General features: G+C 73.9%; 8 protein-coding genes. 4 read left to right on the top strand and 4 right to left on the bottom strand.

The window, feature by feature from the left end; translation table 11 throughout:
* Positions 1-9: 9 nt before the first annotated feature.
* Together WMF42_RS19605 and mxcG are read right to left on the bottom strand one after the other, a co-directional pair.
* On the bottom strand, positions 10-1,332 hold the full coding sequence (locus tag WMF42_RS19605; protein ID WP_434048264.1) for an aspartate aminotransferase family protein: 1,323 nt from the start codon (positions 1,330-1,332) through the stop codon (positions 10-12).
* Between the two features lie 44 nt (positions 1,333-1,376).
* Positions 1,377-5,786, bottom strand: a complete 4,410-nt coding sequence (gene mxcG / locus WMF42_RS19600; protein ID WP_437693485.1) for a myxochelin non-ribosomal peptide synthetase MxcG — start codon at positions 5,784-5,786, stop codon at positions 1,377-1,379.
* A gap of 579 nt (positions 5,787-6,365) precedes the next feature.
* Here mxcG and WMF42_RS19595 point away from each other — a divergent pair.
* The 4 genes from WMF42_RS19595 (at position 6,366) to WMF42_RS19580 (ending at position 11,503) form a co-directional block, all read left to right on the top strand.
* On the top strand, positions 6,366-6,578 hold the full coding sequence (locus WMF42_RS19595) for a hypothetical protein (RefSeq protein ID WP_434048262.1): 213 nt from the start codon (positions 6,366-6,368) through the stop codon (positions 6,576-6,578).
* 20 nt (positions 6,579-6,598) lie between these two features.
* A complete protein-coding gene (gene mxcH, locus WMF42_RS19590) occupies positions 6,599-9,196 on the top strand; it encodes a TonB-dependent siderophore myxochelin receptor MxcH (RefSeq protein WP_437693483.1) in 2,598 nt (865 codons plus the stop codon).
* Between the two features lie 49 nt (positions 9,197-9,245).
* Entirely contained in the window at positions 9,246-10,508 is a 1,263-nt protein-coding gene (locus tag WMF42_RS19585) for a hypothetical protein (protein WP_437693481.1), read from the top strand.
* Between the two features lie 98 nt (positions 10,509-10,606).
* Positions 10,607-11,503 (top strand): PepSY domain-containing protein, encoded by an 897-nt coding sequence (locus WMF42_RS19580; RefSeq protein ID WP_437693479.1) that lies wholly within the window; start codon positions 10,607-10,609, stop codon positions 11,501-11,503.
* A gap of 76 nt (positions 11,504-11,579) precedes the next feature.
* Here WMF42_RS19580 and WMF42_RS19575 read toward each other — a convergent pair whose 3' ends face one another.
* Together WMF42_RS19575 and WMF42_RS19570 are read right to left on the bottom strand one after the other, a co-directional pair.
* Positions 11,580-12,356 carry a 2,3-dihydro-2,3-dihydroxybenzoate dehydrogenase gene (locus tag WMF42_RS19575; protein WP_437693477.1) on the bottom strand — a complete coding sequence of 259 codons (777 nt, stop codon included), beginning with the start codon at positions 12,354-12,356 and terminating at the stop codon, positions 11,580-11,582.
* A 14-nt stretch (positions 12,357-12,370) separates the two neighbouring features.
* On the bottom strand, positions 12,371-13,216 hold the full coding sequence (locus WMF42_RS19570) for a siderophore-interacting protein (RefSeq protein WP_437693475.1): 846 nt from the start codon (positions 13,214-13,216) through the stop codon (positions 12,371-12,373).
* Positions 13,217-13,228: the final 12 nt, after the last annotated feature.

Raw genomic sequence — 13,228 nt, 5'->3', positions numbered from 1 at the left:
GCCGCGGGCTCAGCTCTGGGCCTTCGCGCCCGCGCCGCGCTCGACGACGCCGCGGCTCGCCAGCTCCAGCAGCGCGTCGCGCGCCGCGTCGATCGTTTGATCGATCTGCGCCTCTGTGTGCGCGCCGCTGATGAAGTTGACGTCCCGGCGGAGCAGCACGCCGCGCCTCGCCATCGCGCCGACGAACTGCTCCATGCGCTTCGTGTGGACCGCCAGGTCCTCGGCGAAGAGGAAGAACGGGATCGCGTCGTACCCGACCACGCGCAGCGGGGAGCCGGCCTGCTCGGCCCGCTCGTTGATGCCCGCCTTGAGCCGCCTCCCGAGCGAGGCGATCCGCGCGATGGCGTCGGTCTCGCGGTACTCGCGCAGCGCCGCCCGGCACACCTCGAGCGACAGCATCTCGCCGCCGAACGTCGTCGACACCTGCAGCTCCGACAGCCGGCTCATCACCGCGCGCGGCCCGGCGATCGCCGACAGCGGCATGCCCGCGGCGATGCCCTTGGAGAGGCACACGAAATCGGCCTCGATCTGGTAGTATTCCTGGGCGCCGCCGAGCGCGAGCCGGAAGCCGGTGACCACCTCGTCGAGGACGAAGAGCACGCCGCTCGCGCGGCACGCCTCGCGCACCTTGCGCAGGAACTCCGCCGAGACGCACCGCTTGTAGGGCAGCGAGAGCAGCACCAGGGCGAGCTCCTTCCCCTTGCTCGCGATCAGATCGAGCAGCGGCTGCTCGTCGGCCTCGGCCATGAGCGGCATGCGGATCGTGTACTCGCGCAGCACCGCCGGGACGCCGGGGGTGTCGAACATGAAGTGGTCGTGCCAGCCGTTGTAGCCGATGGCGACGACCTTCTCCCGGCCGGTCACGTGGCGCGCGAGCCGGACGGCGGCGGACGTGGCGTCGGCGCCGGTCTTGAAGAACCGCGCCATCTCCGCGCCCGGGATCAGCGCGACGAGGTCGCGCGTGGTGCTGACCTCGACCTCGGTCGGCAACGAGTGCAGGATGCCGCGGTCGAGCCGCCGGCGGATGGCGTCGACGACAGCGGGGTGGTTGTGCCCCAGCGTGTTCGCCCCGAGGCCGCAGATGTAGTCGATGTACTGGTTGCCATCGACGTCGCGCACCAGCGCGCCCTCGCCGCCCTCGAGGTACACGGGGAACGAGCCGAGCGCGAACATCTCGGGCCGCTTCATGAGCGACTGGGTGACGCCCGGGATGAGCCGGCGCGCCTCCTCGAGCAGCTCGTTCGAGCGGTCGAGCCGCAGGTTCGCGGCCGCCCTCCGCGGCGGCTCTCCTCCGGAAGCGCGGTCGGTGGCGTCGAGCGTCTGTGTGTCCATCGTCGTTGTTCTCCTGGGTCAGGGGTCGTGTTCGTGATCCGCTGTCACCGGGCGCGCGGCCGGGCGTGCCCCCGGTTCGAAGGGGGCGGCAGCAGGCCCTGCTCGACGCAGCGATCGAGGTAGCGGTGGAGCAGGGCGCGATCGATCGGCGGGCACTCGATCCCGCTGCCGGCGAGGCCGCGCGCCACGTTGTCGCAGCGCACGCGCCCGAGGCCGAAGGGCGCCTCGCCCTCGGCGCCCGGCTGCAGATCGAAGAAGGCCAGCGTGGCGCTGTCCGCGGCGTCGGCGCCGCCCTTCAGCCGCGCGCGCCACGCCGGGACCGGGCACCGCTCGACCGCATAGCCGTAGTCGCGCGCCCAGTCGAAGAGCTCGGTCAGCCGGACCTCGGGCGCGGGCGCGACGTTGTACACGGCGAGCGGCGGCCGATCGCCGAGGGAGAGCCGCACGATCGCGCGCGCAACGTAGTCGACAGGCGTCCACACCTCCCGCACGTCGAGATCGGGCAGGAGGCCGGCCGGGATGCCGGCCCGCAGCAGCCGGAAGACGAGGTCCTGCTCGTTGACGAGGCCCGTGCCGGGCGCGCCGACGACGCGGCCGAGCCTGTACACGGCGACCGGGAGACCGCGCTCGCCGGCCTGCTGCACCAGGCGCTCGGCGATCCACTTGCTCTGCTGGTAGCCGTCGCGCAGGCCGGGGTGCGGCGGCACGAACGCCTCGGGGACCTCCGGGCTCGCGGAGACGGGCGGGGCCACGGCCAGCGTCGAGACGTGGTGCAGCGGCTTCGGGCGCGCCGTCGCGGCCAGCCGGAGCATCTCGCGCGTCCCGAGCGCGTTGGCCGCGCGCAGGCTCCGGTAGTCGCGCATCACGCTGACCACCGCGGCGTTGTGGTAGATGGCGTCGGACTCCGCGGCGAGCTGGTTGAACCGATCGGCGCTCAGGCCGAGGCGAGGCTGCGCCAGGTCCGCGGGCACGGGGAGCACCCGCGCGTCGAACCCCGCGAGGGGCAGCCGCTGGCTCAGCAGCGCGCGCCGGAGCCGCTCGTCGGCGTGCGCCGCGCTCTCGGCGCGCACAAGGCAGACAACCTGCGCCTCCGTCCGCGTCAGGAGCTCGTGCAGCAGGTGCGCGCCGACGAACCCGCTGGCGCCGGTGAGCACGACCTGCCGCGGGCGGCGGCGCGGGACGGCCGACGCGAGCGACAGCGGCACGACGTCGTCGGGGAGCTCGGCGTCGGCCAGCATGGCGGCGGGGTGCCCGCCGCTCGCCTGCGCGGGGCCCTGCGCCTGCTCCAGCGCGCGCGCGAGCGCCGCGGCGGTCGGGTGGCGGAACACCATGGCGACGGGGATCTCGCGCCCGAGGTCGATGCCGAGCCGGTTGGCGACCTGGATCGTCTGCAGCGATTGACCGCCGCGCTCGAAGAAGTCGTCGTCCGCCGACAGGCCGCTCACGCCGAGCACCTGCTCCCAGACCCGCAGCACCCGCTGCTCGATCGCCGACGCGGCGGCCGAGCGCGGCTCGACCGCCGCGGCGATCGTCGCCTCGCGCGCCTCGCGCAGCGCCTTGCGGTCGATCTTCCCCGAGCTCGTCCGCGGCAGCCGGTCCGTGAGCGCGAAGGTCGACGGGATCGCGGCCGCGGGGAGCAGCGACTGCGCGTGCCGGCGCAGCTCGGCCGCGGTCGGGGCAGGGGCATCGGCGACGACGAACGCGGACAGGCGCTTTCCGCCGTCCGCCTGGGTGTGCCCGACGACGGCCGCCTCGCGCACGGACGGGTGGCGGAGGAGCGCTGCCTCGATCTCGAGCGGATCGACGCGGTGGCCGCTGATCTTGAGCTCGTCGTCGACGCGGCCGACGAACAGCATCTGCCCGTCGTCGCGCTGGCGGACGAGATCGCCGGTGCGGTAGGCGCGCGGGCGGCCCTCGACCGAGTCGAGGACGACGAAGCGCGCGGCGGTGAGCTCCGGGCGCCCCAGGTACCCCCGCGCGAGCCCGGGGCCGATCAGGTGCAGCTCGCCCACGTCGCCCACCGGCGAGAGCCGGCCCTGCGCGTCGAGGATGGCCGCGCGCACGCCGGGCAGCGGCGCCCCGATCGGCACCTCGTCGTCGTCGTCGTCGCCGCCCGCCGCGCCGTCGCCGCTCAGCGTGGCGGCGGCCGCGACGACGGTCGCCTCGGTGGGGCCGTACGTGTTGAGCAGCCGCGCGCGCGGGCCGACAGCGCGGCGCCAGCGCGCGACGCGCTCCGGCAGGGCGGCCTCGCCGCCGATGATGACCGTGCGGACGCCGGGCGGGAGGGACGCCGCGCCGGTCGAGAGGCTGTAGGCGAGCTCGTGCCAGAACGCCGTGGGCAGGTCGAGGACGGTGATCCCGCGCTCGGCGCACGCGTCGAGCAGCCGCGGCACGGACTGGAGCATCTCCTCGGTGCGCAGCACCAGGGTGGCGCCCGCGCACAGGGTCACGAAGATCTCCTCGACGCTCGCGTCGAAGTGGAGCGGCGCGAACTGCATCACCCGGTCGTCGCGGCCGACGCCGTACCTATGCGTCGCGGCGGCGACGAAATGGGCCAGCGCGCCGCTGTCGATCATGACGCCGTTCGGACGGCCGGTGGAGCCGGACGTGTAGATCACGTAGGCTAGGTGCTCGTCCGCTGTCGGGACCGGCGCCGCCGCCGGGGCGTCGGAGGTCACCTCCTCGAGGAGCACGACGCGCGTCGCGCGATCGCCCGCCAGGAGCCCGGCGTGCTCGGACGTCGTGACAACGAGCGCCGGCCTGGCGTCGTCGAGGATCGCCGCCGTCCTCGAGCTCGGCCCGCCCGGATCCAGCGGGAGGTAGCCGGCGCCGGCGAAGAGCGCGCCCAGGATCGCTGTGACGGCCTGCACGCCGCGCGGCAGGAGCACCGCGACGAGCGCGTCCGGCCCCGCGCCGAGCGCCGCGAGCCGGGCCGCGAGCCGCCGGGCGGCGCCCTCCAGCGCGCCGTAGCTCACGCGCTCGGGGCCGTGCTCCAGGGCGATCGCGTCCGGCTGCTCGCGCGCGTGCTCGACGATCTGCGCGACAACGGGGCGCGCCGGCGCGGGCAGCGGCCCCCCGTCGAGCACCGCGCCCTGCCTCGGCTCGCCGCGCGGGGCCGCGGCGCGCCGGGCCGTGGCTCGCGGGAGATCGAGCTCGGCGCGATCGATCGCCTGCTCGGGGGCGGCGGCGAGCGCCTCCAGGAACCCGAGGAAGCGCCGCTGGTGCGCCGCGAGCTCGTCGGCGCCGTAGCAGGCCGGGTTGGCGTCGAAGTCGAGCCGCGGCCCGCGCCCGTCGGACCTGGCGTACACGCCGATCGACAGGTCCTCGACAGGGCCGGCGGAGATGTTGTGGGCGACGGCGCGCTGCCCGGCGAAGCGCAGGTCGTAGTCGAACGGCATGATGTTGACCACGGGGCCGAACAGCCGCCGATCGCCGCCGATCAGCCTGAGATCCCGGCGGAGCTGCTCGTAGCGGTAGCGCAGGTGGGGCCGGAGGGTCCGCAGCTCCTCCGCTACCTGCCGGGCGAGATCGGAGAGGCTCGCGCCCGGGCGGACCGGCACGCGCAGCGGCACGATGTTCATCACCATGCCCGGGACGCGCAGCGACACCGAGCCGAGGCGCCCCATCACCGGCAGCCCGAGGACGACCTCCGGCGCGCCCGTGAGCCGGTGCATGTACGCCGCCGTCGCGGCCACGACGACGTCGGGCCATGTCGCCTTCGCGCCGCGCGCCGCCGCCTGCATCCGCTCGACGCTGGACGGCGCGAGGAAGGCCGTCTGCCGCAGGGAGTCGGGCGACATGAGCGACGGCCTGTCGCTCAGGCTCACCGGCTCGGGCCGGTCGGCGAAGCGCCGTGACCAGAAGGCGCGATCGCGCTCGAGCTCCGGGGAGGCGCTGTAGGCGAGATCTTCCTCGACGACCTGGCGCAGCGAGCCGAAGGCGCCGCCGGCGCTCGGGCGGCCCTCGATCCGGGCGGTGTAGACCTCTGCCACCCTCCGCGCGACGAGCGAGAAGCCGAAGCCGTCCAGCGCGATGTGGTGGGCGCGCTGGTACCAGAAGAACCGGTCGGCGGCCGCCGTGAACAGCGCCTCGGTGAAGAGCGGCCCGCGGGCGAGGTCCGCGGGGCTGCCGAGATCCTCGCGCATCCACGCCTGGGCCGCGGACCACGGGTCCTGCGCCGCGCTGACGTCGACGTGGTGAAATGGCCAGTCAGGGGAGGGGTCGAGCCGCTGCCGCGGGCCGTCCGCCTCGCTCGAGAAGCGCATGTGCAGCGCCTCGGCCTCGGAGACGGCCTGACGCACGGCGGCCTCGAAGACCGCGAGATCGAGGCGCCCGGGGATCTCGATGCACTCGCCCGCGTTGTACACCGGGCTCTCCGGCGCGAGCTGCTGGCCCAGCCAGATACCGTGCTGCGCGGCCGACAGGGGCCAGCGATCATCCTGACGAGCAACCATTGCGACAAGCCTCCTGGTGAATCCGCGCTCGGCGGGGACAGCCTCGCCGGGGCGACCGCAAGAGGCGCTCAGGGGCGCGCGAACACGGCGCGATCTGCGCGCGCGAGCAGGGCGGTGACCCCGCCCCGACGAGCGCGCGCCGGCGACCAGCAGCAGCCCGGGCCCCGAGGTCGCCAGGGCAGGGGCCGCCGGAGGTCAGCCGGAAGCAGTCCCGGACACGAACCCGGCGCGCTTGCGCCGGATCACAGGCCGAACGCAGACGTCAATGCATGAAAATGAAAGCCACTTTCAATTTCAATATTGTGCCGTGAGATGGCTGTCAAGAGGATTCGGTCGGGGCCGCGGGGCGGGGCGCGGTGCGCGCATGCCGCTGCCAGCGCGGGCGAGGCGAGGCGCCAGCGCGCCGATCGAGCGCGCGGTCGCGCGGATCTCGGCGCCGGATCGGCGCCCGCGGCCCCGGCCCGCAGCCGCAGGCGGGCGCCTCGCCGGGAAAGATTTCTGGTTGACATAAATCATGAGATCGTGGTAGCCACTGGGCTTGAAATTGAAAGTAACTTTCATTAACAAGAAAGGTCAACGATGAACGACCTGACGCCGAAGAGAACGGCTCCGTCCGGCGGTGGATGCGCCCACTGCGGTGTCGCCGGGCACGCCGACCACGACGCCATGCGCTGCGACTGCGGCAGCCTGCTCGCCCGGCACGTGGCCGGCGGCATCGAGCTGAAGTGCCGGCGTTGCAAGCGCGTCGTCGTCATCCCGATCTCCCCGGCCAGCGAGGACGCGACCGGCTGATCCCGGTCCGGTGAGACTCGATGTTTCGACGACCCCCCTCGCGCGGCGGCGCGCTCGCCGGGATCCTGGCCCTCGCCCTGTGCGGTGTCCGAGCTGCCTCCGCGCAGGACGCGCGTGCGGGCGAGCAGGCCCCAGCGGGAGATCGCGATCAGGGCGCGACGCCTGAGGCCGGGCCGGGGGCCCGCGCGCCGGGTGACGCCGCCGCGCTCGAGGTGCATCCGCCGGAGCTCCTCGACGCCGCCGAGGCGGCGTATCCGGAGTCGGCGCGCGCGGCCGGCGAGGAGGGGAGCGTCGTGCTGCGGCTGACGATCGACGCCGAGGGGCGCGTCACCGGCGCGGAGGTCGCGACGCCGGCAGGCCGCGGGTTCGACGAGGCCGCGCAGGAGGCGGCGTTGCGGTTTCGCTTCACGCCCGCCCGGCGCGGCGACAGGAGCGTCGCGTCGCGCATCCTGTACCGGGTCGACTTCCGGCTGCCCGCGCCGCCCGTCGCGGCGGTCGCCGAGGCCGTGACGCCGGCCGGGCGGGCCCCCGCGGCCGTCGCCGGGGCCGCGCCGGCCGCGGGCGCCTCCGGGGCAGCTCGGCCCGCGCTCGAGGTGAGCGTGCGGGGGGCCTCCGAGGCCGAGCGGCTCCGGACCTCCGCGCAGGCGGTCCAGGTGATCGAGACAGTGGAGGCGAAGCGGCAGTCCGCGGACCTCGGCGAGGTGCTGTCGCGCGCCGAGGGCGTGGGCGTGCGCCGCCTCGGCGGGCTCGGCTCCGACGCGCGCTTCTCGCTGAACGGCCTCACCGAGGACCGGATCCGCTTCTTCCTCGACGGCGTGCCGCTCGACCTCGCCGGTCACACGTTCGGCGTCGCCAACGCCCCGGTCAACCTGATCGATCGCGTCGAGATCTACCGCGGCGTCGTGCCGCTGCGCTTCGGCGCGGACGCGCTCGGCGGCGCGGTGAACCTGGTGACCGATCGCGACACCCGCGGCTCGCGCGCGTCGGCGTCGTACCAGGTCGGCTCCTTCGGCACGTACCGCCTGACCCTGAGCGCGCGCCACACGCACGAGCCCAGCGGGCTCTTCGCGCGCGCGAGCGGCTTCCTCGATCGCGCGAGGAACGACTACCCGATCGACGTCATGGCGCTCGACCCGGAGAGCGGGCGCCTGTCGCCCTCGCGCGCCCGCCGGTTCCACGACGGCTACTTGGCGGCCGGCGCCGACGCCGAGGTCGGCGTCGTCCGGCGGCCGTGGGCCGACCGCCTGCTCCTGCGCGGCTTCTACGTCGCGCACGACAAGGAGGTGCAGCACGGCTCGCTCGTCGACATGCGCGACGGCCGGGTCGTGTCGCCTCCCTTTGGCGAGGTCGCCTTCGGCAGGCGGACAGGCGGCGCGCTCCTGCGCTACGCGCAGCCGTTCTTCGGGAAGGTGCGGCTCGACGCCCTGGCGGGGTACTCGTACGTGCGCACGCCCTTCCTCAACGTGGCGAGGTGCACCTACGACTGGTCCGGCCGCTGCGTGGAGCGCCCGTACCGCGGGGAGCTCGAGGAAACGGCGAACGACCAGAGCGTCCACCAGCACACCGCCTTTGCCCGCATCAACGCGGCCTGGAGCGCGGCACCCGGGCACACCCTGCGCTTCGGGCTCTCGCCGACCCGCATGACGCGCACGGGGAGGAACCTCGTCGTCGCCGATCCCGACAAGGATCCGCTCACCGCGAAGCGGGACCTGTGGAGCGGCGTGGCCGGCGTCGAGCACGAGGCGATGCTGTTCGATGGCCGGCTCGCGAACATCGCCTTCGCCAAGCTGTACCTCCAGGGGGTCCGGACCCGGGAGAACTTGCCGAGCGGCCTCCTCGGCGACGTCGACAGGACGATCCGCCGGATGGGGGCAGGGGACAGCCTGCGCTTCCGCTTCACCGACGCGCTCTACGCCAAGGCCTCGTACGAACACGCCACCCGCCTGCCGACGCCGGACGAGCTGTTCGGCGACGGCGGGCTCGTCGTCTGGAACCTCCACCTCGATCCGGAGGTGAGCCACAACGTCAACCTCGGCGTGACCCTGGAGCGCGCGGAGACGGCCGCCGGACAGCTCCGGCTCAGCGCCAACGGATTCGGTCGCTCCACCGGGGGCCTGATCACGCTGCGGAGACACCTCGGCTACTCGAAGTACGGCAACACGCTGTCGGCGCGATCCGTCGGCGTCGAGTCGACGGCCGGGTGGACGTCCCCGGGCGACTGGCTCTCGCTCGACGGTCACGTCACATGGCAGGACTTCCGGGAGGGCTCGACAGGAGCTCGCATCCAGAACCAGCCGTACCTGTTCGGCGGTGTCTCCGCGCGCGCGCAGTGGCCAGGGATCGCGGCGCGCGGCGATGTCCTCTCCCTGACGTGGTACGCCGATTACGTACACGCCTTCCTCGTCGGTCCAGAGGACCACGGCGCCTCCCGCTCCAAGGCGGAGATCCCGTCTCAGCTCGTGCACACGCTCGCGCTCACCTACCTCGTCGAGCGCGGCCGATCGACGGTGAGCTCGACTGTCGAGGTGCAGAACCTCACCGACGAGAAGGCCTTCAGCTTCTACGGCATCCAGCGCCCCGGGCGAGCGGCCTACGCCAAGCTCGCCTTGAGCCTGTGAGCCGCAGCTCGTGCGAACTCAGCCCAACCAGACACAAGGAGATCCCTCGATGTTATCTCGTGCGCGCTACGCGAATGCGCTCCTCTTGACGCTGCTCCTCCCTTGCTTCGCCGCCTGCGGGGACGACACGGGCGGCGGCGCCGGCGGTGAGGGCACCGGCGGGGCTACCAGCGGCACGGGCGGAGCGCCCGACACGGGACCGATGTACGCCCTCACGGTCCAGGTGTTCGGGCCGGACGGCGGCGACACCCAGAGCTACATCGTCGTGACGGACACCCTCGACAGCGATCAGCCGCTGTCGCTGGACGACGGCGTCGAGGTGCTGGGGCGCGCCCTCGGGGTCGGGCCGGACGGCGGCGGCGCTGTGTTCGTGGCGAGCGACGCCGCGGCGACCGTGACCCGCTACGACCTCCAGCAGGACGGCAGCCTCGAAGAAGGGGATACCGTCAGCTTGCAGGGCAAGGGCCTCGCGAAGATCGGCGAGTATGGCAGCCAGTTCCACTTCGTCTCGGAGACGAAGGCGTACTTCTTCGATGGTCCCACAGCGCAGGTGGTGGTCTGGAATCCCGAGGAGATGGCGGTGACGGGCGACATCCCGCTCGAGTCGCTCGTGGTCCCGGACGCCATCCTCACGTACTCCTCCGCGCCGCCGCTGCGCCTGGGCGGCGACGTGATCACCTTCGGCGGCTGGCGGATAGGCCCGGAGGTCCCGAGCCTGGCCGCTGTCGTCGTCGTGGACAGCGCGACCGACGAGGCGACCGTCGTCACCGACGAGCGCTGCGGCTACGTGCGCGACGGCGTCGAGGGGCCCGACGGCATGATCTACGTGGCCACCGAGGCGTACGGCGCGGCGGTGCACCGGCTCAACCCCGACAACGCCGCCGCCCCGTGCATGCTGCGCTTCGACCCCGAGACGAGGCAGTTCGACCCCGACTTCCACGTCGAGATCAACACGCTCTTCGACGGCGACACCGCCGGCTCGCTCTTCGGCGGCCCCGACGGGAAGGCGTTCCTGCGCGTGCTCGACGAGAGCGCCTTCGAGATCGCGGCGGACACCCACCCGCGGGTGCTGGCGAGCGCGGCGGCGTGGAGGTGGGCCAGCGTGACGCTCGGAGATGCCCCGGAGGCCACGGTGCTCGACGCCGAGCCGAGCGGCGGCAGCGTCCTGAGCGTCGCGCTCGGCGACCGCACCTTCCTGCTCGAGTTCGCGGGCCAGGAGTCCACGACGCTCAGCGAGCTCGGGGAGGAGGGCCCCGGCGCCGCGGCCCTGACCGCCCCTGGGCTCGCGTTCTCCGCCGTGAAGCTGCGATGACGCGCGCGCCCGATCGTGAAGACGCGATGAGGGGCGACGCTGCCCCGGGCCCCCGCTCGCCGCGGGGCCCGCGGCCGCGGCCGCGGTACGGCGCCCTCATGAAGATCGTGCGGCGCGTGCACATGTACCTCGGCCTGCTGCTGTTTCCCTGGATACTGATGTTCGGGATCAGCGGCATGCTGTTCAACCACCCGGAGATCGGGCGCGACATCGATCGTCGGCACCTGTCCGGAGAGCAGGTGTCGGCGCTCACCGGGTTCCAGCCCTGGGATCCGGACGCGCTGGCGCGCCGGGTCGTCGCGCAGCTCAACGCGGGGTCGCCCGCGCCCTACACGCTCGACGAGGAGGGCTCGGGGTCATTCTCCGGCTGGCCGCTGCTCGCGGCGCCGCGCGGCGACGGGGGGCGTCAGGTGGTGATCCTGCGCCTCGACGACGGCAGCGCGACGGTCTCCAGCCACGCTCCCGAGCCGGAGGCCCCGGCGCCCCCGTTCGCCGGCGCCGCGATCGACCTGCCCGATCACCGGATGGCGGCTGTGCAGGAGCAGATGAAGGAGCTCCTGCCCAGGATGGGTGTCGAGGCCAAGGGGCCCTTGCGCGCCCACCCGAAGGTCGCCCCCGAGCTGCGCTTCCGCATGCGCGACGCCGAGGGCCGCGCGTGGAACGTCACGTACAACCTCGGCACGGGGCGCCTCGACGGGCGGCTCGACGGCGGTCCGGGGCGCCCCCGCCTCGTGGAAGTGCTCGAAACGCTTCACAAAACGCACCACTTCCCCGTGCACGGCGGGATGACCTGGGTCTGGGCGCTGTTCGCGGACGTCACCGGCCTCACCCTGGCGGTGTGGGCGCTCAGCGGCCTCGTGATGTGGTGGCAGATGAAGCCGACGCGCGTCATCGGCGCTGTCGCTGTCGCGGCGGCGCTCGCGCTCTTCGCCGTGGTGATGAGCGGCACGGCGTCGGACGTCCTGTTCGGGCCCGCCGAGAAGGACGGGCCCTGAGCGCGGCGTGAGGCTGGGGACCTGAGCGCGGCGCGCCCGCGCCCGCGGGAGGCGATCGCGGGCGCGGGCGGCCGGATCAGGCCCCCAGCGTCGCGCCGCCGTCGACGCAGAGGTCGTGCATCGTGATGTGCCGGGCCTGATCCGAGAGCAGGAACAGCACCGCCGCGGCGACGTCGTCCGTCGAGGCGATCCGGTTCAGCGGGATCCCCAGCTTGAACGCCGCGGGGGAGCCGGCGATGACCGCCTGCGCGCCGCTGTCGTCCGACCAGAGCGCGCGCTGCATCGGCGTGTCCGTCGAGCCCGGGGACACCACGTTGCACCGGATGCCGTGCTGCGCGAGCTCCAGACCGAGGCACTTCGTCCACTGGGCCGCGGCCGCCTTCGAGGCCGCGTAGGCCGACATGTGCATCCGCGGCGTCCGCGCGGCGTTGGAGCCGACCGTCACGATCGACCCGGATCGGCGCGGCACCATGCGGCGCGCCACGGCCCGGCCCACGTTGAACACCCCCGTCGTGTTGACCGCGAACGTGCGCTCCCAGTCCTCGTCGCTCAGCGAGAGGGCGGGGCTCACGCGCAGCACGCCGGCCACGTTGACCAGGAGCTCGATCGGGCCGAGCTCTCGCTCGACCCTGTCGACGACGCGCCCCACGGCCCGGCCGTCGGCGACGTCCACCGCGTGGGCGGCGGCGCGGCGATCGCTCGCCTTCAGATCGGCGACAACGGCGCCGAGGCGCTCCTCGTTCGCGTCCAGCGCCGCCACGGCCGCGCCGCGCGCCGCGAGCGCGCGCGCGACGGCCTCTCCGATCCCCTGCGCGGCGCCCGTGACGAGCGCGGTCCTGTGCTTGAACTCCATCGGTTCGCTCCTCGTCATGCCCTGTCGAGCCCGTCCATGACCCGGTGCCGCTCTGCGTGGTACGCCTCCTCGGAGAGGGTCGCCTTCCAGTAGGGAATCGCGTACATCGCCTCGCGCCCGAGGCCGCGCTCGTCGAGCAGGTGATCGCGGATCGCGAGGACGGACGACGACTCGCCCGCGACCCACGCGAACACGCGGCCCTCGGGCCATATCAGCGCGCGGATGGCGTCCTCCAGCCGGGGGCTCGGGGCGCTCGCTCCATCCAGGGTGACCCATGTCAGCGCGACGTGCGGCGGGCGCGCGAGGTGCTGTATCTCCGACGCGTCGGGGACGGCCACGAGGGCGTGGCCGCGCGCCGTCGCCGGCAGGGTCTCGAGCAGCGCGGCGATGGCCGGCAGCGCGGAGAGATCGCCCGCGAGCAGGTACCAGTCCGCGGGGCCGAGCATCGGATCGGGGCCGCCGGGCCCCGCGATGCCGAGCCTGTCGCCGGGCCTGGCGCGGCGCGCCCACCGCGACGCGGGGCCGTCGTCCCCGTGCAACACGAAGTCCACGTCCAGCTCTCCGGCCTGCGCGTCGTACCTGCGCACCGAGTAGGTCCGCGTGATCGGCCGGCGGGGCAGGGGAGGCCACACGGGCCCCTCGGGGCCCAGCGTGGGCAGCTCCGGCGCTGCCTGGTCGCCGCGCGGGAAGAACACCTTGATGTGCGCGCCGTCGCTCCGCGCGGGGAACCCCGCGATCGCCTCGCCGCCCAGCGTGATCCGCCGCATGCGGGGGGAGATCGCCGTCGCGCGCAGCACCTCGAGGAGGCGCGGCGGCGTGCGCGCCACCGCCTTGGCCGGGGATGTCTCGGTTCGACTCATGGTGACCTGCGA

This window comes from Sorangium sp. So ce176 (genome assembly GCF_051519835.1).
GTDB classification, from domain to species: Bacteria; Myxococcota_A; Polyangia; order Polyangiales; family Polyangiaceae; genus Sorangium; species Sorangium cellulosum_G.
The sequence above is the reverse complement of the archived record's forward strand: the minus strand, read 5'-3'. Positions and strand labels throughout refer to the sequence as shown.